The sequence below is a fragment of the Rhizobium sp. PL01 genome, assembly GCF_033447125.1.
GTDB lineage: Bacteria > Pseudomonadota > Alphaproteobacteria > Rhizobiales > Rhizobiaceae > Pararhizobium.
In genome coordinates this window covers 17,485-38,997 of sequence record NZ_JAWQUM010000012.1, presented here as the reverse complement: position 1 = coordinate 38,997, position 21,513 = coordinate 17,485, and the positions used below count along the sequence as shown (strand labels likewise).

At 59.1% G+C, this 21,513-nt stretch carries 20 protein-coding genes and 1 riboswitch; of the genes, 6 read left to right on the top strand and 14 right to left on the bottom strand.

Translation table 11 applies throughout. The features are described from left to right. Positions 1–19: 19 nt before the first annotated feature. Both R6X40_RS24835 and R6X40_RS24830 read right to left on the bottom strand, forming a co-directional pair. Complete coding sequence (locus R6X40_RS24835) at positions 20–1,300, bottom strand: TRAP transporter large permease subunit (protein WP_318417059.1); 1,281 nt, start codon at positions 1,298–1,300, stop codon at positions 20–22. Between the two features lie 10 nt (positions 1,301–1,310). Continuing rightward, a complete protein-coding gene (locus R6X40_RS24830; protein ID WP_318417057.1) occupies positions 1,311–1,871 on the bottom strand; it encodes a TRAP transporter small permease in 561 nt (186 codons plus the stop codon). 288 nt (positions 1,872–2,159) lie between these two features. Between R6X40_RS24830 and R6X40_RS24825 the strand changes: the two genes are divergently transcribed. The 3 genes from R6X40_RS24825 to R6X40_RS24815 all read left to right on the top strand — a co-directional run bounded on the left by R6X40_RS24825 (position 2,160) and on the right by R6X40_RS24815 (position 3,460). Further along, complete coding sequence (locus R6X40_RS24825) at positions 2,160–2,798, top strand: TetR/AcrR family transcriptional regulator (RefSeq protein WP_318417055.1); 639 nt, start codon at positions 2,160–2,162, stop codon at positions 2,796–2,798. Positions 2,799–2,888: 90 nt separating this feature from the next. Continuing rightward, positions 2,889–3,149, top strand: a complete 261-nt coding sequence (locus R6X40_RS24820; RefSeq protein WP_318417054.1) for a CopG family ribbon-helix-helix protein — start codon at positions 2,889–2,891, stop codon at positions 3,147–3,149. Continuing rightward, positions 3,146–3,460, top strand: a complete 315-nt coding sequence (locus R6X40_RS24815) for a type II toxin-antitoxin system RelE/ParE family toxin (protein ID WP_318417052.1) — start codon at positions 3,146–3,148, stop codon at positions 3,458–3,460. Before R6X40_RS24820 ends, R6X40_RS24815 begins: the two co-directional genes overlap by 4 nt. Before the next feature lie 59 nt (positions 3,461–3,519). Here the strand turns inward: R6X40_RS24815 and R6X40_RS24810 are convergent, their stop codons facing one another. From R6X40_RS24810 to R6X40_RS24760, 11 genes are all read right to left on the bottom strand, one after another. Continuing rightward, positions 3,520–4,311: an ABC transporter permease gene (locus R6X40_RS24810; protein WP_318417050.1), complete on the bottom strand. Its 792-nt coding sequence runs from the start codon at positions 4,309–4,311 to the stop codon at positions 3,520–3,522. Beyond that, a complete protein-coding gene (locus R6X40_RS24805; RefSeq protein ID WP_318417049.1) occupies positions 4,308–5,177 on the bottom strand; it encodes an ABC transporter permease in 870 nt (289 codons plus the stop codon). Before R6X40_RS24805 ends, R6X40_RS24810 begins: the two co-directional genes overlap by 4 nt. Before the next feature lie 60 nt (positions 5,178–5,237). Next, positions 5,238–6,416 (bottom strand): ABC transporter substrate-binding protein, encoded by a 1,179-nt coding sequence (locus R6X40_RS24800; protein ID WP_318417047.1) that lies wholly within the window; start codon positions 6,414–6,416, stop codon positions 5,238–5,240. A 51-nt stretch (positions 6,417–6,467) separates the two neighbouring features. Further along, a complete protein-coding gene (locus R6X40_RS24795; protein ID WP_318417046.1) occupies positions 6,468–7,553 on the bottom strand; it encodes an ABC transporter ATP-binding protein in 1,086 nt (361 codons plus the stop codon). 1 nt (position 7,554) lies between these two features. Continuing rightward, positions 7,555–9,618 carry a hydantoinase/oxoprolinase family protein gene (locus tag R6X40_RS24790; RefSeq protein ID WP_318417044.1) on the bottom strand — a complete coding sequence of 688 codons (2,064 nt, stop codon included), beginning with the start codon at positions 9,616–9,618 and terminating at the stop codon, positions 7,555–7,557. Continuing rightward, entirely contained in the window at positions 9,615–11,309 is a 1,695-nt protein-coding gene (locus R6X40_RS24785; RefSeq protein WP_318417043.1) for a hydantoinase B/oxoprolinase family protein, read from the bottom strand. The genes R6X40_RS24790 and R6X40_RS24785 overlap by 4 nt, the downstream gene beginning before the upstream one ends. Positions 11,310–11,428: 119 nt before the next feature. Then, the gene (locus R6X40_RS24780) at positions 11,429–14,128 is read right to left on the bottom strand and encodes a LuxR C-terminal-related transcriptional regulator (RefSeq protein WP_318417042.1); all 2,700 of its coding nucleotides are present in this window, start codon (positions 14,126–14,128) and stop codon (positions 11,429–11,431) included. Between the two features lie 152 nt (positions 14,129–14,280). Next, positions 14,281–15,288: an iron ABC transporter permease gene (locus R6X40_RS24775; protein WP_318417041.1), complete on the bottom strand. Its 1,008-nt coding sequence runs from the start codon at positions 15,286–15,288 to the stop codon at positions 14,281–14,283. 78 nt (positions 15,289–15,366) lie between these two features. Then, positions 15,367–16,329, bottom strand: coding sequence for an ABC transporter substrate-binding protein (locus R6X40_RS24770; protein WP_318417040.1), 963 nt, complete (start codon positions 16,327–16,329; stop codon positions 15,367–15,369). A 16-nt stretch (positions 16,330–16,345) separates the two neighbouring features. Then, positions 16,346–17,140, bottom strand: coding sequence for an ABC transporter ATP-binding protein (locus tag R6X40_RS24765; protein WP_318417038.1), 795 nt, complete (start codon positions 17,138–17,140; stop codon positions 16,346–16,348). 25 nt (positions 17,141–17,165) lie between these two features. Beyond that, positions 17,166–17,573: a DUF1636 domain-containing protein gene (locus R6X40_RS24760; protein ID WP_318417037.1), complete on the bottom strand. Its 408-nt coding sequence runs from the start codon at positions 17,571–17,573 to the stop codon at positions 17,166–17,168. Positions 17,574–17,681: 108 nt separating this feature from the next. Next, positions 17,682–17,897, bottom strand: a riboswitch (cobalamin riboswitch). Between the two features lie 654 nt (positions 17,898–18,551). Here R6X40_RS24760 and rpsU point away from each other — a divergent pair. The 3 genes from rpsU (at position 18,552) to R6X40_RS24745 (ending at position 20,452) form a co-directional block, all read left to right on the top strand. Next, positions 18,552–18,788: a 30S ribosomal protein S21 gene (rpsU, locus tag R6X40_RS24755; RefSeq protein WP_318417035.1), complete on the top strand. Its 237-nt coding sequence runs from the start codon at positions 18,552–18,554 to the stop codon at positions 18,786–18,788. Between the two features lie 749 nt (positions 18,789–19,537). After that, positions 19,538–19,813: a hypothetical protein gene (locus R6X40_RS24750; RefSeq protein ID WP_318417033.1), complete on the top strand. Its 276-nt coding sequence runs from the start codon at positions 19,538–19,540 to the stop codon at positions 19,811–19,813. A 192-nt stretch (positions 19,814–20,005) separates the two neighbouring features. After that, positions 20,006–20,452 carry an acyl-CoA thioesterase gene (locus R6X40_RS24745; RefSeq protein WP_318417032.1) on the top strand — a complete coding sequence of 149 codons (447 nt, stop codon included), beginning with the start codon at positions 20,006–20,008 and terminating at the stop codon, positions 20,450–20,452. Here the strand turns inward: R6X40_RS24745 and R6X40_RS24740 are convergent. Further along, positions 20,449–21,408: a LysR family transcriptional regulator gene (locus R6X40_RS24740; protein ID WP_318417030.1), complete on the bottom strand. Its 960-nt coding sequence runs from the start codon at positions 21,406–21,408 to the stop codon at positions 20,449–20,451. The two genes, R6X40_RS24745 and R6X40_RS24740, sit on opposite strands and share 4 nt — an antisense overlap. Positions 21,409–21,513 lie beyond the last annotated feature (105 nt).

The following is a 21,513-nucleotide window of genomic DNA, read 5'->3' as shown; positions in this document are numbered from 1 at the left end:
TTCAAAGCGCCCTTCCGCCTCAATGCCCGAACCAGGCGACCGGCGCGGTCACCAGTTGCGGGAAGAGAACGAGGAGGAAAAGCACGATCAGTTCGGCGATCAGGAAGGGCATGACACCCTTCATCAGATCCTCCATTGACAGCTTGGAAACGCCACAGATGACATTGAGCACCGTGCCAACAGGCGGGGTGATCAGGCCGATGGAATTGTTGATGATGAACAGCACGCCGAAATAGACCGGATCGATCCCGGCCTGCTTGATGACCGGCATGAGCACAGGCGTCATGATCAGGATTGTCGGCGTCATATCCATGGCAGTGCCGACCAGCACGATCAGCACCATGATGGCGATCAAAAGCAAAGTCTGGTTGTCCATCAGCGGCTCGAGCAATGCGACGAGATCGCCGGGAACATCCGCAACGGTGATCAGCCAGGCGGAGACCGCGGCGCAGGCAACGAGGAACATCACGATCGAGGTGATCTTTGCCGCTGCCACGAAGACCTGAAACAGCCGCGACGGCGGCAATTCCCGGTAGATGACCATGGCGACGAACAGTGAATAGACGGCGGCAACAACGCCAGCTTCCGTCGGCGTAAAGACGCCGAATTTCAAGCCGAACACGATGATGACAGGCAACATCAGCGCCCAGATGGCATCGACGAATGCTTTCAGACGGACCGCGCCGCTTTCCCGTGGTGGTAACGCGAACTGTTCCTTGCGGGCCACCAGCAGCCAGGTGACGCAAAGCGCCAGCGCGATCAGCAGGCCTGGCACGATGCCGGCCAGGAAAAGCTTGGTGATCGAGACGCCGCCGACAACACCGTAGAGAATAAAGCCGATCGACGGAGGGATGATTGGACCGATGACCGAGGCGGAAGCCAGAAGGCCGCCGGTGCGGGCCGGATCATGGCCAGATTTCAGCATCATCGGGTAGAGGAGTGCGCCGAGTGCTGCGGCATCCGCCACCGCCGAGCCGGACAGGCTGGACAAAATGCAGGCTGCAAAGATCGCCACGAAACCCAGTCCACCCCGCACATGGCCGACCAGCGCCATGGCGAGATTGACGATCCGGCGCGACAGGCCGCCAGTGTTCATCACTTCGCCGGCCAGAAGAAAGAAGGGCACCGCCATCAGCGGAAAGCTGTCGGCACCGTTCATGACATTCTGGGCCACGATCTGGGCATCGAAGATACCCATATACATCATCAATGCCACACCGCTGATGATCAGAGCGAAGGCAATCGGTACGCCAAGTGCCATGGGGCCGAGCAGGGCGCCGAGGAAAATCGTCAGGGTCATCGCTTTCTCCTCAGATCTTCGCGCCGGTGACGGCTGGCGGTGCGGGGTGATCATCGAGAGCCACCTGCTCCTCGCTATCACGGACGAATTCGGCGGTGGTTACATCGATGCGGCCGCTTGCGACGCAGAAAGCGTCCCAGAGGATGATGAGAAAGGTCGGAATTCCGAAGGCAAGGCCGGCGCTGTAGAACAAGCCCATGGACAGGCCGGTTGCGGGCATCGTTGCCGGCAGGTTGATCAGCGTCTGTGTCCAGCTGCCGCTGATCATCAGCGCCGTGGCAAACAACATCAGCCCCTGCCCGGCCAGAACGGCCAGTTTGGCGCCCGTTGGTGACAAACGCTTGATCAGCGAATCGACGCCGAGGTGGCCATGCTCCCGCATGGCGACAACGGCGCCGAGAAATGTCAGCCAGATGAAGAAGACCCGGGAAAGCTCCTCGGACGAGGTGATGCCCTGATTGAAGGCATAACGCAGGACGACATTGCCAAACACCAGCACAACCATGGCAGCGAGCAGAAAGGCGATGATCACCTTCAGCCCGAAAAAATAAAATTCGATGATGCGTGTCATGCCACTCCTCCCCAAATGGATTCCGCCAACGGCGACAGGCTGCCATGTTCTGCATCCGCAGCGGCCGCACAATACCGTGACCAGATATCCGCGCCGATGCCTCCTCCTCAGGAACATCAGGCGCAAGTAACAAAATGTACGAACTGGTACGTATGTCAAGAGGCATCTATTGAAAGCAGGCGGCAAGCTCATTATGACTTGATGGCATGCCGGGTAGCTGGATGCAGATTCTCGTGCGGGAGACACGCGGGTTTGAAGACCGGAAGCGCCGGGAGGGAGCGGCGGAGCATGGCAATAAAGGTTGAGAACGGCAGGAAAAACGATCCGCAACGCACGCAGGAGAATATCCTCGAGGTGGCGACGGAGGAATTTTCCACGCACGGTCTTGCTGGCGGGCGCGTCGATGCCATCGCCGAGCGGACCCGCACATCCAAACGCATGATCTATTATTATTTCGGCAGCAAGGAAGGTCTCTATCTAGCGGTGTTAGAGCGCTCTTACCGCAAGATCCGCACACTGGAAGCAGACCTCCAGCTCTCCAATCTGGAGCCGGAAGAAGCGCTGCGGGTGCTGATCTCGACCACCTTCGACCATGACGAGGCGCATCCGGATTTCGTACGGCTGGTCAGCATCGAAAACATTCACCATGCTGCCCACATGCTGCGCTCGGAGGCGATCCGAGATCTCAACGTCTCTGTCATCGAGACAATCGCCGGCATTCTCGAACGCGGCGTCGACCAGCGTGTTTTTACACGGCAGGCCGATCCGATCGATATTCACATGATGATCAGCGCCTTCTGCTTCTTCCGCGTCTCCAACCGTTACACCTTCGGCTCGATCTTCCGCCGCGACCTCTCCGAACCCGCAACGCTCGAACGTCACCGCACGATGATCGCCGATGCGGTTATTGGCTATCTGAAGGCGTAAGCTGCCAAAGCCCCCCATTCGCTTAAACAATTCATTTCGAGTTTAACTTGTGCTAAGACGTACACAAGTTAACACATAGGACGGCGTGTAATGGCTGGAAGCTCTACAATGACGATCCGCGTTTCCACGGAGCTCAAGAAAAAGCTTGAGCGGCTTTCTGATAATACGAGGCGCAGTAAGTCCTTTCTGGCCGGGGAAGCAGTAGCGGCCTATGTCGAGCAGGAACTCGCCATCATCGACGGTATCAAGCGCGGTATCGCTGATGTCGAAGCTGGACGCATCGTGACCCACGATGATGCGATGGCTGAAATCTATGCCGCTATCGAGGAAGCGAAGGCCGGCCGCACGTGAAAAGACCGGTACAGTGGTCTCGCGATGCGCTGGATGACCTGAAAGCGCAGATCGTTCACATTGCGGCAGAAAATCCGACTGCGGCGAGACGCGTTGCCGATCGGATCAGGGACACGGGAAATGCCGTTGGCGAGATGGCAACAGGCCGTCCCGGCCGCGTGGTCGGCACCTACGAGAAGATCGTTGCAAAACTGCCCTATATCGTTGCCTACTCTATCACCGAAGCTGGTGGACGCGAGATGATTTCCATCGTTCGCGCCATCCATACGTCGCGCGATTGGCCGGATGAAGAATGGCCGAAATCGCACTGAAAACGGCACCTGATGGTTCGGCGATATTCAGACGCTGATACTCTGTTTAAGAACGATTTTTAGTTTCGGCGCAGCATGAAATGGATGGAAGCAAGCGCGACGCAGGCCACCGACACCAGGAAGATGGCGCCCGACATGGCGTAAATCACCGGCGATGCGCCCGAGTTCATTTTACCGAACAGGACGACCGGCAAGGTGTTCTGACGGCCGGCCAGGTAGAAGGCGCGTGTAAACTCGTTGAGCGATAACAGGAAGGAAAAGATGAAGGCGCTGATCAGACCCGGGCGGATCAGTGGCAAGGTAATATCGACGAACTGCCGCCACCATGTTGCCCCCAGATCAGCTGCAGCCGTCAGATAGGAACGACGCACAGCGGCAAAGCTGGTGAGGATGACGATGAAGGCGAAGGGCATGGCCCACAGGAGATGACCGGCGATCACGGTCAGGCTGGATGCTTTGATGCCACTGCGCGTGAACACCGCCGACAATGCCAATCCCTGAATAACCCCCGGCACGAACATCGGCAGGATCACGGTCAGGAACCAAGTTGTCCGTTGGGCGCGCAACTCGAAATAGGCCAGCGCAGCCAAAAGCGACATGCCGGTCGCCAGCACCGCTGTGATCGTCGCGATCATCAGGGACTGCTGCAACGCCCCCACAAGTGCCCGGTCATTTGGCAACGCTGCATACCATGTGAGGCTGAGATCGGACAGGCGCGGCAGGCCGGGCTGCAAGGCGGGATTGAAGGACACGGCGAGCAGATAAAGCGGCGGCGCGTAAATAACGATCAGACCTGCGATGGTGATTGCCCACAACAGGATGCGGTTGAAAAAGCCTTCACTGATCATCATGGCGATTGATCCTCAAACAGCGAGGCAAGGCCGAAGACGCGGTTGCCGATCAGCACGAGACCGAAGATCACGATGAGGACGATGGTGGAAATGGCGAACGCCAGTGGATAATTGGCGACGCGCATGACGTCGTTGATCATCACCGAGACGATCGATGCCCCGGCGCCGCCGAGCATCTGCACTTCGGTGGAAGAGCCCACCACCATGACGAAGACGAACAGGAAGCCCGCGAAAATGCCGGACATCGTCAGCGGCAGCAGAATACTGGTCAGACTTTTCCAGAATCCGGCACCCAAATCCTGGGCTGCGGCAAGAAAGGTCGGATCGACACGGCGCATCGACAAGAGCAAGGGGAAAGTCGCAAACGGCAGATAGGACGCGACCAGCCCGACGACGACAGCAAAATTGCTGAACAGCAGCCAGTCGAGCGGCGCATTGATGATGCCGATATCCTGCAGCCAGGTATTGAGCACCCCGGTACGCCCCAGCACCAACCGCCAGGAGAAGGATCGGATCAGATAGGACGTGAAGAAGGGAATGGTGATCAACGCCAGCAGGATGATGCTGAGCCTGCGCCCGGCGAGGAAATGTACGGCATAGGCTGTCGGATAGGCGATGAGCAGGCACAAGAGCGCGGTGCCGAATGCTTTGACCAGCGTCGAGACGATCACCGTCCAGCGCCCCGCCTCGAGTATGCCCCCATATCCTGCAAGGCTCAGGTCCGGCTTGATCCAGTAGGTCGAAGGGTCCCAACTCCAGAAACTCCAGACGACGACGATGGTTAGCGGCACCAGTCCAAGCGCCAGGATCGCCAAAAGCGGCGGCGTCATCAGAACCGATGAAATGGGCAGGCGCGGTCCGGTCATGATGATCCTTCAAGGGTTGGCGGCAGCGGCGGGAAGACCTGCCGCTGCCAGTCATCGATCTCAGGCGTTGCGCAGCTTCTGCCACCATTCTTCGTAGAGCTGGAAATTATCCGGCCGGGCATTCTGCCAGTAGACCTTGCCGGCAAACTTCGCCTTCACATGCTCGGCCAGCTTCTCGACCTCCTCCGGCTTGTATTCTTCCGGATGGGCCTTGGCGTAGGCAACGTTGTTGTCCGTCGGCACGAGATAGCCGCGCGCCTGGCCGAGTTCGCAGCCATAAAATCCGCCGAGCAGGCCGTTGACGAATTTATGGGCCGTGTCGGAAACGCCGCGGTCGCCAGCACCCTTGAGCAGAACCATGTTGTTGCCCCAGCCTTCGTAACCTTCGACGGGAGCCGCATATTCCACCTGCAGCCCGCGTTTGCGGCCTTCGTATACGATCGGCTCCCAGCCGGTCATCGCATCGACTTCCTGATCGGCAACGAGCTGGACGCCCTGCTCCCAGCCATTCCAGAATGTGCGGAACTGGCCGTCGGACTTGTGCTTGATCAGGAATTCCATGACCAGGCCGAGTTCGGATTCCGACAGGTTGCCGGGATCGGCGATCGGCTGGTTTTCGCTTTCCTTCAAATACATGGCGGTAAAGATGGCGCTGTTGATCCAGGCATCCTCCATCGCCACCCGGCCCTTCAGTTTCGGATCGAAGATCGCGCCATAGCTGTCGATCTTGCCGAGTTTATCGGGGCGGTAGATGATCGAGTCGGCATTGACGACAGCCGGAATGCCGTACTGTTTTCCGTCTTGCTTGAGGTAGGGGATGTCCTTCGCCCATTGCCAAAGGCTTTCGTAGTTTGGAATTTTGGCGGTATCCCAGGGGATGATCACCCCCTGACGCGCCAGTTCCTTTTCGGCACCGCCCTGAAAGCCGCCGATGTCGAAGAGATCGTTGGCATTGCCGGCAGCGAGGCGAGCAATGACTGGACCGAGATCGTTGCCGTTATCGGTGAATTCCGGTGCGACGCCGTTCTGCTTGGCAAACTCCGGCCATTTGTCGCCGATATCCAGCGTCGCCGTCGCCCAGAAGGCGACTGTGGCTGCATCCTGTGCCGCAACCCGCGAGGCAAAGCTCAAGCCCCCGGCAGACAGGGCAATCCCGCCCGCCCCCATGAGCTTGAGGAAATCACGCCGCTGCACATTGCTGTGTGGCCGAGGTAAAAGTGGTCTGCTCTGCTTTGTCATGATCATTCCCCTTCTTGGTTCTTGGCATGCGTTGGTCAATCAACTGTGGCTTCATCCCGCCGGCGGTAATCCAGCACTGGAAATCAGCACCGCTGCGTCGGGCTTGAGGCCGACGGGGACCTGTTGTCCGGGGGAAAACTGCCCGACATCGGCGTCTGCCTCAATGGCAATCACCAGCGTCTGGCCATCCGCAAAAGCAAGTTTCAGATCGCGATGCAGGCCGCGGAACGTTGTTTCGACGACTGTCAACGTCAGAGCGTTCAGCGCATCTTGTTTGGCAAGAAACAACCGGTCCGGCCGGATCGCAACGACACTTGCAGCAGAATCGACAGCGGCTTGTGATCGTACCGGCAGCTTTTGCCCGCCGACGGTCGCTTCCGTTTGGCCCCCATTCGAGACGACCTTTTCCGGCCGCAGCAGCGTATCGATGCCGACGAAGCGAGCAACAAAAGCATTGGCAGGTGCTTCAAAGAACCGCGCGGGTGCGTCCACCTGCTCGATGCGGCCCTTGTGCATCACGGCCATGCGATCCGACAGGCTGAGCGCCTCGTCCTGATTGTGCGTGACGAGAATGAAGGTCGCGCCCGTGCGCTTGTGCAGCCGGCCGAATTCATCGCGCATCTGCTGGCGAAGGCGTTCGTCGAGGCCGGTCAGGGGTTCGTCGAGCAAGAGAATGCCCGGCTCCATCACCAAAGCACGGGCAAGCGCCACGCGCTGCCGCTGGCCACCGGACAGGAGATTGACGTCGCGTGGGCCGAAGCCCGAGAGTTCAACCAGATCCAGGGCATCGTCGATCCTGGTTTCCAGCGAGGTGCCGGACAGGCCTTTCAGGCGCAAACCATATCCGACATTTTGCGCAACGCTCATGTGGGGGAACAGAGCGAGGCTCTGGAATACCGTATTGACCGGCCGCTTGTTAGCCGGCAGATCGCCGACATCCTTGCCGTCAAAGGCAACACGCCCCGATGTTTGCCTATCAAAACCGCCGATGAGCTTCAGAAGCGAGCTTTTCCCGCATCCTGACGATCCGAGCAGTGTGAAGAACTCGCCGGCCTTGATATCGAGGGTTACGTTGTCGAGCGCTTTGACCGGTCCATATTCCCGGCTGACACCATCGATCTGGATCGATATCGCCATATTATCCCGCCTCGCCACGGTTTTCTCGGATGATCAGGATACCGGTATCCGTGACCTCAAGCACCTGGTTTTCCAGAACAAGTGTCGTCGCCGTCGCCTCCTCCACGATCATCGGCCCTTCGATTAATTGCCCCGCTCCCAGCAGGCCCCTCTGATAGACCGGGCAGGAAACCCACCCGACCGCTGCGCCGAAATAGACGTCGCGACGGGTCGTCATCGCGGATTTTATACTATTACCGGTTGCAGGCAGCGACGGCAAGGTGATCACGGGGCCATTCAGAACCGCTTCGAGGTGCAGGGTGGTGATTTCGATGCCAGCATTGGCCAACCGGAACGAGTAGGCCCGCTCGTGAGCCGCATGGAAGCGCTCGGCAAAACTCTCGGCATCGTCATGGCGGTCAAACTGGGCAAAGACCCCATGTTCCTGCCCACGATACCGGGCTTCAACCTGATAGGTGAAGCGGATGTGCGCATCATGACCCTTGGCAAAATAGGCGACGGCTTCGCTTTCGAGGTCGTCGAACCGGCTCGATAGCTGGCTCAATGCTTCCACTGTCAAAGCGGAGAACCACGTGCTGCGAAAATCGGCGCGGGGTTCCGCTGCCAGCATGCCCCAGGCGGAAAAAATACCGGGATGCGGAGGGATAACGGTTGCCTTGACACTCAGGTCCCGGCCAAGGCGGGTGGCGAGCGCCGGTCCGGCACCGCCGCTGACAACAAAAACCGCATCGCGTGGATCATGGCCGCGCTGCACTGTCACCAGCTTCAGGGCGTTGATCATGCTGGCATGCGCGATGTCGATAATGGCGACTGCCGCATCCTCGATGCTCATGCCGAGCGGGGTGGCGATGGTGGCGATCGCGTCGGCAGCCTTCTGTTTGTCCAGATGCATGCTGCCGCCGGCAAACGTTGCCGGATCGAAGATGCCGACAGTCAGAATGGCATCTGACAGCGTCGGCTTTTTGCCGCCATGTCCGTAGCAGGCTGGTCCGGGCGTGGAACCGGCACTCTCGGGGCCGACTCGCAATGCACCCCGGTCGTCCAGCCGCGCGATGGAGCCACCGCCGGAGCCGATCTCGACGATATCCACCACCGGCACCTGCACGGGGTGGCCCGGGCGGAGGCGGGTGTGCTCGAGCTTGTAATCGACATTCAGGGTCGGGCGCCCGCCATGGATCAGCGAGCACTTGGCCGTTGTGCCACCGACATCAAGCGACAGGACTTCGCTTTCGCCGAGAGCCTCGCCGATCCGGGCCGCGCCTGCAACCCCGCCTGCAGGGCCGGATTCGACGAGGGTGAGCGGGCTGTCCACCGCCTGATCAAAAGTCGAAATGCCGCCGTTGGACTGCATGGCGTAATAGGGGCAGGTCAGGCCGCGCTTCATCAGCGCCTCTTCCAGCCGCTCGAAATAATACTGGATAATCGGCTGGACATAGGCGTTCAGAACGGCCGTGTTGGTGCGTTCATACTCGCGCCAATGCCGTGATACGGCATGGCTTGCGCAAACCGTCACTTCCGGAAGTGCGTCCGCCAGAATGCCCGCGCACAGGACCTCATGCTCGGGATTGGCATAGCTGTGCAGGAAAAGAATGGCGATTGCCTCGATCTTCTCCTCCTTGCAGCGGGCAATGATCGGCCGCAGGTCATCAAGTTCGAGCGGCAGGACGATGTTGCCCGAAGCGTCGAGACGTTCGCGCACTTCAAAGCGCAGTTCCCGGGGAACGAAAGGTTCGGGACTGTGGAACTGCAGATTGTAGAGGTCGGGCCGGTTGCCCCGGCCGATTTCCAGAACGTCGCGAAAGCCTGCCGTGGTTACCAGCGCTGTGCGTACGCCTTTGCGCTCGGTAATCGCATTGATGACGGTGGTTCCGCCATGGGCAAAGAACGTGACATCCCGCGTTCGCAGCCCGCACGTCTCTTCTGCCGAAGTAATGGCGTTGAGCACGCCCCTGGATTGGTTTTTGGCGGTTGTCAGGCTCTTTGCCGTGAACAACTCGCCGCTGCGCTCGTCATATCCGACGAGGTCGGTAAACGTGCCTCCGACATCGGTTGCCAGTCTGATCATCCTGAAACCTCCGCGTTGTATCCATAAAGTTGAGAGGCTTGTGCCTCGGTCAGAAAACCGTTGCGCAAGTCTTGCTCGATGAGCATTGGCTCGCGTTTGCAGGCATCGCCCCATCCACCGCCGCCGCCGGTGATGACGCGCAAAACGTCGCCCTTATTGAGATCGATATGGGCCACGCGGCCATAGGTTTTGACTGCGCCGCCCTGTACGGGGGCGATCTGCAAGGCATTGACTGTTCCTTGCCCGCCACCATCCATACCCCATGGCTGCGTCGTGGTGCGCCCGAAGCTGCCATACGCGGATGCGTCCGTGCTGAGGATCTGATATTCGCGCACAATACCGAAGCCGCCGCGCCGGCGCCCCGCGCCTGTGCCACCCTCGACATTGAAGCCATAGCGCATGACCCGCAGCGGAAACCGCGCCTCGATCACCTCCACGGAGTAGTTGTAGGTGTCGCCATCCGTGAGTGCGATCAGCGCGCCGGCGCCGTCCCGGTGCTCGCTGGCACCCCAGCCGCCATGCTGCGGCTCGATGTGGATGAAAGGCTGGCCGCTGCGATCTTTGCCGGAAATGTAGACGACGCACAGACTGGAATAGGACCCGGCGGAAAACCGCGATGGCATTAACGGTGCCAGGGCCTTCCAAACCAGTTCCGAGGCATGCACCGACCCCTCGTAATACCAACCGGTCGGGGATGGCTTCTCGGCGGTGAAAATGGTTCTCGGGGGGGCGATGACCGTTAGCGGACGAAACCAACCTTCGTTGGACGGGTCCTGTGGCCCGACCATGGCCTTGACGATCGTTCTCACTGCCGACTGCAATGCGCCTCGCGCACAGTTGATCGGCCCGGCAACGGCTGGTGGGCAGCCGGTGAAGTCGATTGTTATACCATCGCCGGCAATGGTCACCGCCACCTTGACGTAGATCGGCTCCTGGCTGACACCGTCCCCGTCAATGATATCGGTTGCCTCGTAGCGGCCGTCGGGAAGAGCCGCAATCGCTGTCCGGCTGCGAATCTCGCTTGCGTTGAGAAGATTGGCGAAAGCGGCCTGAACGATCGAAGCTCCGTACCGGGTGGCAAGCTCTGCCATGCGGCGTCCTGCAACTCTGACGGTTGCCACCTGCGCATTGAGATCGCCAAGTGCCACATCGGGCAGACGGACATTTTCGCTGATGATGTGCAGAATTTCATCGGAAAACACATCGGCGCGTACGATCTTGACGCCCGGGAGGCGCAGCCCCTCCTGAAACACCGACGTGGCATCTGGAGCAAGGCTCCCCGGTACTGATCCGCCGACATCCAGGTAATGGGCGACATTGATGGCATAGGCCAGGATATCGCCACCGACGAACAGCGGCTTGACGATGGCGAAGTCGCAGGCATGGGTTCCGCCCGCATAGGGATCGTTCGAAAGCAGGATGTCGCCATCCGCCAGCTTGCCGTTGAACTTTTCGATAAGCGCCTTGACCTGCACGCCGAACGTGCCGGTAAACAGCGTGATGCCGTTCATCTGGGCAACGAGTTCGCCATCCGCAGTCAGGAGGCCGCAGGCAAAATCGAGCACTTCGTAGATGACCGGGCTCATGCTGGTGCGGGCCATGACGATGCCCATCTCATCGACGGTCGCCGTCAGTTTGCCTTCGATGATCTCCTGGGTCACAGGGTCGACAAGTCTCCCGCCGGTGGTCATCGTCTGCGAACCCTCCATGCACTTATTGAGGGTAGACTAGGAGGGTTTGAGGCGCATCGGTAGCTGGTCAGATGGGTGGTTGGGTTTTTCGCATCCTACCCGTTTGGGTAGGTCCTTGATTACGGCAGCATGCCGGAGTTTCGTCCGGCCGTAACCGCTGCCGTGCGGGTGGTGACGTTGAGTTTGGCAAAGATATTACGCAGGTGAAATTTGACCGTGTTGTCGCTGAGGTCCAGTTGGCGGCCGATTTCCTTGTTGCTGAGACCTGCACTCAAAAGGTGCATCACGCCGCGCTCGCGCTCGGTCAACCCACCCGATTCGTTTATCCCACTGGCCGCCGCCGCGTTCGCTGCAGTGACGTTGGCCAGCGTTGGCATTGCCGGACCGTCAAGAACCTGGGCCAGGCGTTGCGATATCACAGCCGGGATTTCCATCAAGGTCGCCAGACGTCGCAGAGCGTTGGTGAAATCAGCACCTTCAATCTGCAGGATCGCGCGGTAATTCGCAATTGGTTGCGACAGGAGCAGGTTCGACAGGCACGCTGCGGCCTTGTCGGGCCGCCCCTCAGCCTGCAATAAGCGAATGTCGAGAAGGTCTAACTCGATCCGGCGCGGCACATGGGGCTTCAACGCCTGCTGTGTTCTTAGTCGGTCGAACACATCGCGTGCCCGTGCAATATCGCCACGCGCCGCATAAATTCGCGCCCAAAGGAGAGCCGGAACACAGCCGCGCAGGTTCAGGCTCAGATTGTTGGCAGCATCGGCGTAAGCAGCCTGCGTCGTGAAGCCGCTGGTTTCGGCGTAACGCACCGCGTCCTCGATATCGCCCGTAGCGACGAGAAGCGTGACGCGCTCGCCGTCGATCAACCGTGTCAATCGTTCGAAGCCGCGACGCCGGGCGGTCGCTCTGGCACTGTCGATTGCGGCGTGAGCCGCGAGCACATTGCCGTTGAGGCGAAGCACCCGCTGCTGTGCCATGAAGCCTGCAGCCAGAAGATCGAACCAGGTATCGTGGCGCTCCAGGTGCGGCAGCGCCCAGGACAGAGCGCTGGACGCGGCATCATGATCGCCGCGCATCGACAAGACTTCACTGAGCAATACCTGGCCCACTGCATCGAGATCGCTGCCCTCCCCGATATTGGATTGTGCCTCTGCAATCAGGCTCCGATAGGCATCCTCGGCACTCGCGCTGTCGCCGCTGAAGAATGCCGCCTGGCCGATATGGGTATAGAGATGCATGGCGCCAAAATCCGCGCCGCCATCGCGAAACGCCCGCATGGCAAGCTGCCCGTAGTGTATGGCGCGATCGAGGTCTGTGCGGATAAGGAAATTGTAGGCCAGCATGTTGAGTGCCAGTGCACGGTGAATGAGCTGCACATCGCTACCGTACGCCAGGTCGTCTTCCAGGGCAGAAAGATCGGCAGTGCTGGCCCAACGGTCAGTATAGAGCGACATCAGCACGCGCACGACGCGCAGATCACGAGACAGCGTCTGGCCGGTGCACGCCCGTTCGGCGATCGCCAAATAGTGGTTGGCGGCGTCGAGCTGCCCTGCCTTGGCGCTGATTACGCAGAGGCCGAGGGTTGTTAGCGGGTAGCCGGAAAGATTGATGTCGGCGGCCTTGGCGATCAATGTCTGAAACAGCAAGGTGCCGCCACGCGTGGTCGCGTAGACCCGCCGCCATCCGCCGGACGTCTCGATGATTTCAGCCGCCAGTGCTGTGTCGTCCGCCAAAAGGGCATGACGGACTGCAGCCTCGCAATCGTCGCGGGTTTGAAACCAGCGTGCGGCCTTTCGCAAGATATCCTGCGTTTCTATGCCAACGCGTATCGCCTCCTCCTTGAGGAAGCTGTTGAACACGGGGTGACACCGGATCCACATTCCCTGGGCATCCAGAACCGCGATCGGCAGCGCATGGTCCGCGAGCCGATTGAAGAGCGTGGCAGCGTCAGGGCTGCCGCAGATCGCTGCAGCCAGCGTGCGGCTGATGGCAGGAAGCGACGCGGTTTCGACGAGGAAATGCTGAATGTCCGAGGGTAGGCTGGAGAACACCTGCTCGGACAGATACCGGGCCATTTCGGCGTTGCTGCCATCAAACGATTCCAGAATGGAGGCGCTATTGCTGCTTTCGGCGACAAGTACACGGACCATTTGCAACGCCACAGCCCAGCCTTCGGTCCGCTTGTTCAGTTCGCCGATTTGTTCGCGCGTGAGTTTTTCAGCCCGCCCAACAAAAAACTCCTGTGCTTCCGTCTCTGAAAAGCTGAGATCGGCAACGCCGATCTGTTTGAGCTCCCCATTCAACCGCAAAGCGGAGATCGGAAACCGTGGAGCGCTGCGGGAAATCAGGACGAATTTGACGTGGGTGAGGTCTTTTGCAGCCAATAGTTTTGCCAGAAGGGATTCCGTCGCATCCGTTTGGGCAAAATGGTAATCGTCCAGGAAAAGCGTGACCGGGGTTTCGATCCGCCGCAACCGGGTGACGAGTACGGATAAAAGCGTGGCGACGGGCATGCTGTTGGCATCAAGGCCCCGTCCTTCGCCCGGTTGCAAATCCTGCAGGGCTTCCAGCAAGGCGACGAGGAGATGGCTTTGGTCGCAATCATCTACCTCCAGCGGCAACCAGACCAGATTTGCCCCTTGGTTTCTCAATGAATCGTACCATTGCGCGGCGAATGACGTCTTCCCGTAGCCGGCAGGCGCAATGATGGTCGTCAGCCGGAGAGGCCCCAAACGTTGCAACTGCTGGAGCAGATTGCGGCGCCTGATATGTTGGCCGCCATGTACCGGCGGTTGAAATCGGTTTTGATGCGTGACCATTCCGTATGTTTGCTGAGGCGGGCGCCAGATTGCAAGTTACCGATGGAAATAAGCGTCCCCTAAATTCCGAAAACCTGATGCATTTCGATTGTTCCTCAGCCATATGCGCAAAATCGCCGGTTTATATAATGGAATAGTTGCGATATCTCGGCTCAACGCCGCAGGATTGCGATAAAGGCGAGACCACCGACCAGCCCCGTTATGATGCCGATCGGCAGATCCTCTGGCGCCATGACAACGCGGGCAGCGATATCAGCAAGAATCAGCACCACTGCACCGGTTAGCGCCGACAGCGGGATAACCCGGACATTGTCGCTACCGGCGACAAGCCGGACGAAGTGGGGCACCATCAGCCCGACAAACCCAATGGCGCCGGAGAAGGCGACCATCACCCCGGTCAGAAGAGCCGTGACCACGAAGAGTTGTGCCCGGAACCGTACGACTGGAATGCCGAGTGTCGCTGCTGTTTCATCGCCCATGGCCAGCGCGTTGATTTCCCGCGCGCGCAAGGTGAACCAAGCGAGGCAGGCACTGAGAACTACGGCGGGATAGACAAGGTGCGGCCATTGGGCCAGCCCCAGGCCACCGAGCATCCAGAACACCACTGTATGAACGGCGCGTGGGTCGCCGAGAAATATCAGGAGATTGGCCAATGCGGTGGCAACGAAGGCGACGGCAATGCCCGATAGGACCAGCCGATCGGCCGCCTGCCCTGAAAAGCGGGTGACCGCAACGACAGCGATGGTTGCCAGAAGCGAACCGATGAAAGCAAACAGCGGCACGGTGACAAGGCCAAAAATGAGGCCTGTGTGAAGCAACGCCAGGATTGCGCCAAGTGCTCCGCCGGAGGAAACCCCGAGAAGATGCGGGTCGGCGAGTGGATTGCGCGTGACGGACTGCAGCACGGCCCCGACCACGGCAAGACCTGCGCCGACCAAGGCTGCCAGAATGACGCGCGGGAAGCGGACATCCCAGACGATGCTATCGCGGCCGGCCGACCATGTGACCTCGATGAAGCCGGGTGACAGCTTGTTGGCAACGATGGACCACACGGTGCCGAACGCGATAGGTGCCGCGCCCAGAGAAACGCCCGCAGTGATGCAAAGGCAGATCAGGGTCGCCGATGCAATTATGGTCAGAAGAAATCGGCCACCGGTCATGTCATGTCCATCTTGTACGCAGAAAGCAAAGGCCGGGCAGATCAGCCTGCCCGGCCGGATGTTTCGGATTAGCGGTTCCTACATGTTGCGCGGGTGAAACGCGTCGGCCAGGCGGCCGATCGCGTCGATATTGCGCGGGCCGGGTGTCGCTTCGACATAGTCGAGCACGACGAAACGATCATTCTTGACCGCATCAAGGCTTTTGAAGGCAGGGTTTTCCTTCATGAAGGCGATCTTCTGCTCGGCGGTCACGTCGCCATAATTTACAATGACAATCACCTGCGGATTGCGCTCGATCACCGGTTCCCAGGATACTTCGGTCCAGCTTTTCTCGATATCTTCCATGATATTGGCGCCACCGGCGGCCTCGATCATCGCGGTTGGGATACCGAACCGTCCGGATGTAAATGGCTTCTCTGTTCCGGAATCGTAGACGAAGACCCGCACGGGGTGTTTGACCTCGCCAATCCGGCTCTTGATGTCGGCAAGCCCTTTTTCGTAGCCCGCGACGAGGGTTTTCGCTCTGTCATCGACGCCGAAGATCGCGCCGAGGTTGAGGATATCGACATACATGTCGTTCATCGTCGGCTTGGCCTTTGCCATGACATGAATGCAGGATTCCGTCAGCTCATAGACCTTGATCTTGAACGGATCGAGTGTTTCGGGCGTCACCTCGCCGCCAACTTTCATGCCGTAGTTCCAACCGGCGAAAAGGAAGTCGGCGTCGGCATTGAGCAGCACTTCCTTGGTTGGATACTTTTCCGACAATTCAGGGAGTTCCTTGACCCCTTCGCGCAGCTTTTCATCCAGCGTCTTCCAGCCGGAAATGCCGGTATAGCCAACCATGTGGTCCTGCAGTTGCAGAGCCAGCATCATCTCGGTGAGATTGACATCGTTGGAAATCGCCCGCTGCGGAGCGCTATCGAAGGTGACGTCGCGGTTGCAGCTCTTGACGGTGACCGGATAGGCAAACGCCGGCATGGCGATGAATGCCGTGGCGAGGAAACCCGCAGCGGAGGCGAGCAGGCGGAAAGAGGGCATGATTGGTCCTTTCGGTTCAGGCGGTCTTGAGGGAAAATGAAAAACGCGCGGCGGCATTGCCCTGTGCGGGGTGAGAAAGGGCCGTTACGCCGAAGGTGGTCGAAATTGCGTGGGTTGTCAGTACTTCGTTCGGGAGGCCGAAACCGACCATCCGGCCATCGCGCATCAGCGCCACATGGGTGGCAAACGCACCGGCCAGGTTGATATCATGCAGCGTCGTGACGATGGTTAGCTTCAGCCCGGCCAGCAGATGGAGAATTTCCAGCTGGTGGCGGATATCGAGATGGTTGGTCGGTTCGTCGAGAATGATGATGTCCGGCTCCTGCGCCAGTGCGCGGGCAACCAGTACCCGCTGCTTCTCGCCGCCCGACAGCGTCGCGAACTGGCGATTGGCCATAGGGACGAGATCGAGATGTTCGAGGCAATGGGCGACCTGCGCTCGATCATTGTCCGTCCAGCCTGTCAGGCCTTGGCGCCTTGGAATCCGGCCCATCATCACCACATCAAGGACGGTGAACGGGAAATCGGCCGGCATCTCCTGCAGCACGACGGCAACTCGACGGGCCGCAGCCTGGGCGGAAAGCGTGCGCATATCCTCGCCGTCGATTTCGACGCGGCCTTCCAGTGGTGTCACGCCACGATAGAGGCAGCGCAGCAGCGATGTCTTGCCAGCACCATTCGGCCCGACGATGGCAAGCCGGTTGCCAGCCTCCAGGGAAAAGCTGACGTCGCGAACGAGGAACAGATTGGTTTTTGGCCCCCAACTCACGTTCAAGACGTTCAGGCTGGCACCCCGCCCGTCGCAGCTCATCGATTGTCTCCCGGGATCACGGTTTTCATTGAACGCGCTCCCCGCTATGTTCCGAAACAAGGAAGGCGGCCGGAATGCGGGCAATGGTCTTGCCACCGAGACCGCGAGGGCGTTCGGCTTCGCGTGTCAGGCCATCCGGCCGTTCGGCATAGGTCGTGGCGAAATCCACCAGCGCGCCGATATCCGTATCCGGTGCGATATCACCAAACAGATAGGTTGCCTTGCCGCTGGCCTGGAACGCGATCGTGCAGGGCCGCCGGCAACCTGCCATGCAGACGGTACCCTCGATAGAGAAGTCGGACCCACTGCCAACACCTAGGCGCGACAGGCTGTTGTTGAGGCGGGCGAGCAGTTCCAGTCCCGGGCGGCACGCGGTTCCGGTGATCCGGCAATCGGTGCAGACGGTTATGATGTGCTGTGGATGATGCGCCATGTTTTACCCCCGGTGGCGACGTCCGGAGTCCACATGGCGATAAACTGCAGGCGCGCAACAGCGCTGCTTTCAAGCCAGATTTTTTCCATCGGAACACCCCGTCCGTTGCAGTTGATCATCGATGATGGCAGGTCTCCTGGCTCGCGGGTCAGTGCGCATCCACCCCTTCCCGGCTTTTGGCCAGTGGGATGTTGTGAATGCACTCTCCGCTTACAGTTGCGGGGGCAGCCACGGTTTTGGCCCCTGATGGGTCATCCTCACCGTGTTCCCTTTTCAGCCGCTCCAGGGTCACCTGGAAGCAGCACCATCAACACGACATTTCGCATGATTCCACCGACCAAACAACGCCGGATACCGATCTTTCAATATCCTCGTTACGACTGTAATGTTATTCAGTTACATGATATTGGTCAAGTGCCGCAGTTGCCAACTGTTGTGAGTAGCGCCCACAATTTGGACGATCTCACTGGGCCCGATCACCCTTGGTGAAAACACTCCCGAGTGTATCCCCTTGCACGATGTGGTGGAGAAAATGTCTGTTCCCGCGGTAACCGCCGGCCCGGCAGGTTGAGCATAATTAGGTTCCATCAACTGTGTCGGAGCGTAAAATGCATTTTCTCAATCTCGCTGAACACCCGGAACGAAGCGTCGCGATCTTTGCCCTTGTCGTGTGGATCGCAACGATTGGACGGGCGATTGCCATTACCCATGGCTGATGCTGAGTTCAGCGACAACGAGGCCGGAGGGTAAGAGCGGCCAATAGTGGCCTTGGCTGTGGGGTGTTTTGGCCTGTTCTTCAACGTTTCCGGCCGAAAATTGTCAGATTGATGAAGGGCGTTCCTGCTAAAGTTTGAGGGCATGCGCAAAAGTCTATGCGAATTATGTGAGAAATTTTGCCCTACGCTCTGGATTTGGTTCGTAAATTGCTCTACTGCCCCTGCCATCTCTTTAGTGAACATCAGACTTTGAAAGATTCACATGCAAGTATTGGTTCGCGATAACAACGTCGATCAGGCTCTCCGAGTGTTGAAGAAGAAGCTTCAGCGCGAAGGTGTCTTCCGTGAAATGCGTATGCGGGAAGCATACGAGAAGCCGTCCGTCAAAAAGGCGCGCCAGAAGGCTGAGGCAATCAGCCGTCAGCGGAAGAACGCGCGCAAGCAGCTTCAGCGCGAAGGCCTTCTGCCTGCGCCGAAGAAGAAGCCAATGACCCGCTAATATCAGCGGTTTCTGACGAGATTGGGCTTTCTAGTCCAAGGCGTGTCCGGCATCCGGGCGCGCCTCGTCTTGTTTTTCAATGATTTGATTTGGAAGACTCGGGTTCCCCCTGCCGTGACGCTCGGTGCTGGGCGAAGTCAGTGGTCGGCCGATAGCACCGTCGTGCAAGGTCACCGCCTGCCCTGTTATGGTCATCGCCTTTTGCGCTCAAACGATTCGGTCAAATAACTGTCGCTATTTCCGGGGCGCTGCCGCCATTGTGCTCGCTGAAAGCCTTGGCCTTGCCCCATCCGCGTTCACTGACGCCGATGCCCGCCATGTTTCGGCGGTTCACTCTCCTGCGGACTGGCGGTGGTCACCTCCCGCCACGATCATCTCGTCTCTGCTTCTCTGGCGTTCAAGGGGCGGGGTGTGATCATGTTCCCGCATTGCCGAAAACAGATTTGAGTTCCATGCCGCATACTGCCGCTGTGAAGCTTCGGGGAATTTAACGCAAAAGGAAATATTTCCTACACATAGGAATTTTATTCCTATCTACTTCTGATTGATTCTAGAGGTAGATCAATGGACCAGTCCCAAATCGACAGAGATCGCGGCATTCGGCTTAAGCAGGCCATGGCGATGCGCAAACGTGCCTCCTTGCCCCATGTGTCGCGGCCTGGCTGTTGATGGTCCGTAACGAAACACTTTCAAACCGCAGAATTTACCAGGTTCGCTTTTAAGCGGCATAAACCAATGGAAGTTTCAATATGGCAACCTATTGCAACATCACGCTGAACGCCAACATCCCGCATGGGCCAGATATTCTCGACAAGCCTTGCAAGGTTGTCTCTAGCTACCCTAATGGCAGCTTTTCCCTTCCGTATTCCGCCACTGTGTTTGCTTGGCCAACCGCCAATACGGTGCGCATCAGCTCCCCGACGCTGAACATCGATGCTGCCTGGGTTGGCGCCAGTGGTGGGACGTTGTCAATTCAAACCGGCGCCGGCCTCACTTACGGGATTACCAACTTTGCCAAAATGTGAAAAGGCGGTTTCTTAGGTCGATGCCTCGCTGATCCGATCTCACAAGACCGGCCGCTGGGCTGCTGTCCGAACGGACACGCGCAGCGGCCATGTTCGTGCGAGCCCGTGTTGCGGGACCCCAACGCTTACGCTAAGCCTCCGCCGCACCAACGGCAGGGAACTTGTCGTTCGGTGAGACGCGCGGAGGAAAATATGCCGGATCGATCGCTTGTCACCTATGTCGGCGTTGCCCATCCGTGGATGTGCGATGTCATGGGGCATATGAACGTCCGTCACTATGCCGCGATGTTCGACGATGCGAGCTTCCAGCTTCTTGGTCATATCGCCGGAACCGAAGCTCTCGCCGATACAAGCCGCGGCTGGGCCGATGTTCGTTCCGAAGTCGAATACAAGCACGAAACCAAGGCTGGCGCGCTGCTGACGATCCGCTCTCGCGTGGTCAAGGTCGGCCGCAGCTCGGTGACATTCGAACAGGTCATGTCCGGCTCGCTCGACGGTGTCGTCCATGCAGTCAACAGAACGGTCAGCGTCCGGTTCGATCTTGTCGGGCGCGTCGCCGTTGCTATCGACCCTGCCATGCGGACGCGCGCCGAGGCGCTTCAGGCCGAAACAGCAGTGAACGATGACGGCGTGGATTAAGCGCCGTAGATGCGCTCCTCGAGCGGCGTTTCGGCGATGGCGGTCTGGATGCCGGTGATGAGCGCCTTTTCGGCGCGGTTGATGATCTTTTCCGGGTTTATCAGCAGGAAGACATCAATTGCGGGTGGTGTCTCGTAGGGTGGCAGCCGCCATAGCACCCCGTCCGCGACGTCGCGCCGTGCGACATGGAGTGGCAACGGCCCGATACCGAGCCCCGCCACGATCATCCGCCGAACCTCTTCGAGACTTGATGACACACCAACCACATTGGTGGCGAGCTTTGCCTCGCTGCGCAGAAGTGCCACGGGCCGGAGGACATCCGCAACATTGTCCGTGTGGAACGAAACGGACGGTTCGCCCTTGAGGTCGGCGAGCTTCAAGCCCTGTTGTCCGAAGAAGCGGTGATCCGGCCCGCAGAAAAAGCCAAAGAATTCCCGGTACACCATCATGTAGTCGAGGGCGGCATCGCGGTTACTGACGAGGCATAGTCCGAGGGATGCCCGCTTTTCGCGGACTTGCCGGGTGACGTCACCGCTGGTTGCGACTGTGATGGTCAGCGTAGCGCGTGGGTGACTGCGATGAAACGCGGTCAGGGCCCTGTCGAAGATCGGCGAGATGACATGGCTGGCGACCGCGATCGTGACATGGCCGGTAACGTCGTCGCCGACGCCGCGCACCAACTGCGGAAGCTGTGAAATCGTGCCGAAGACCTCGATACTCTGCTCATAGAGAAGCTGGCCGACATCGGTCAATTCGAAACGGGTGGCGTCACGCTCGACCAAACGCCGTCCAACCCGATCTTCCAAACGCCGAAGCGCATTGCTGACACTCGGTTGCTTGAGGTTGAGCTGCTCGGCGGCACGGGTGATGCTCTTGACCTCGGCGATAACCACGAAAGTGCGCAGAAGATTCCAGTCCAGTTCCCAGACCAGCCTTTCGGATCGTGATGGTATCATTCCTGAAATCTATGCCTTCTATTTACATTATCTATTTGCGCAATAATAGCACAAAGGCAATCATCAAATCCGGAAGGCGCGTACACGCGTACCCAAGCGACAGAG

What these genes read in the sequence shown, in the direction of transcription:
- R6X40_RS24835 (WP_318417059.1), bottom strand. Translation starts at nt 1,300, where the DNA reads ATGACCCTGACGATTTTCCTCGGCGCCCTGCTCGGCCCCATGGCACTT.
- R6X40_RS24830 (WP_318417057.1), bottom strand. Translation starts at nt 1,871, where the DNA reads ATGACACGCATCATCGAATTTTATTTTTTCGGGCTGAAGGTGATCATC.
- R6X40_RS24825 (WP_318417055.1), top strand. Translation starts at nt 2,160, where the DNA reads ATGGCAATAAAGGTTGAGAACGGCAGGAAAAACGATCCGCAACGCACG.
- R6X40_RS24820 (WP_318417054.1), top strand. Translation starts at nt 2,889, where the DNA reads ATGGCTGGAAGCTCTACAATGACGATCCGCGTTTCCACGGAGCTCAAG.
- R6X40_RS24810 (WP_318417050.1), bottom strand. Translation starts at nt 4,311, where the DNA reads ATGATGATCAGTGAAGGCTTTTTCAACCGCATCCTGTTGTGGGCAATC.
- R6X40_RS24805 (WP_318417049.1), bottom strand. Translation starts at nt 5,177, where the DNA reads ATGACCGGACCGCGCCTGCCCATTTCATCGGTTCTGATGACGCCGCCG.
- R6X40_RS24800 (WP_318417047.1), bottom strand. Translation starts at nt 6,416, where the DNA reads ATGACAAAGCAGAGCAGACCACTTTTACCTCGGCCACACAGCAATGTG.
- R6X40_RS24795 (WP_318417046.1), bottom strand. Translation starts at nt 7,553, where the DNA reads ATGGCGATATCGATCCAGATCGATGGTGTCAGCCGGGAATATGGACCG.
- R6X40_RS24790 (WP_318417044.1), bottom strand. Translation starts at nt 9,618, where the DNA reads ATGATCAGACTGGCAACCGATGTCGGAGGCACGTTTACCGACCTCGTC.
- R6X40_RS24785 (WP_318417043.1), bottom strand. Translation starts at nt 11,309, where the DNA reads ATGACCACCGGCGGGAGACTTGTCGACCCTGTGACCCAGGAGATCATC.
- R6X40_RS24780 (WP_318417042.1), bottom strand. Translation starts at nt 14,128, where the DNA reads ATGGTCACGCATCAAAACCGATTTCAACCGCCGGTACATGGCGGCCAA.
- R6X40_RS24775 (WP_318417041.1), bottom strand. Translation starts at nt 15,288, where the DNA reads ATGACCGGTGGCCGATTTCTTCTGACCATAATTGCATCGGCGACCCTG.
- R6X40_RS24770 (WP_318417040.1), bottom strand. Translation starts at nt 16,329, where the DNA reads ATGCCCTCTTTCCGCCTGCTCGCCTCCGCTGCGGGTTTCCTCGCCACG.
- R6X40_RS24765 (WP_318417038.1), bottom strand. Translation starts at nt 17,140, where the DNA reads ATGAGCTGCGACGGGCGGGGTGCCAGCCTGAACGTCTTGAACGTGAGT.
- R6X40_RS24760 (WP_318417037.1), bottom strand. Translation starts at nt 17,573, where the DNA reads ATGGCGCATCATCCACAGCACATCATAACCGTCTGCACCGATTGCCGG.
- rpsU (WP_318417035.1), top strand. Translation starts at nt 18,552, where the DNA reads ATGCAAGTATTGGTTCGCGATAACAACGTCGATCAGGCTCTCCGAGTG.
- R6X40_RS24750 (WP_318417033.1), top strand. Translation starts at nt 19,538, where the DNA reads ATGGCAACCTATTGCAACATCACGCTGAACGCCAACATCCCGCATGGG.
- R6X40_RS24745 (WP_318417032.1), top strand. Translation starts at nt 20,006, where the DNA reads ATGCCGGATCGATCGCTTGTCACCTATGTCGGCGTTGCCCATCCGTGG.
- R6X40_RS24740 (WP_318417030.1), bottom strand. Translation starts at nt 21,408, where the DNA reads ATGATACCATCACGATCCGAAAGGCTGGTCTGGGAACTGGACTGGAAT.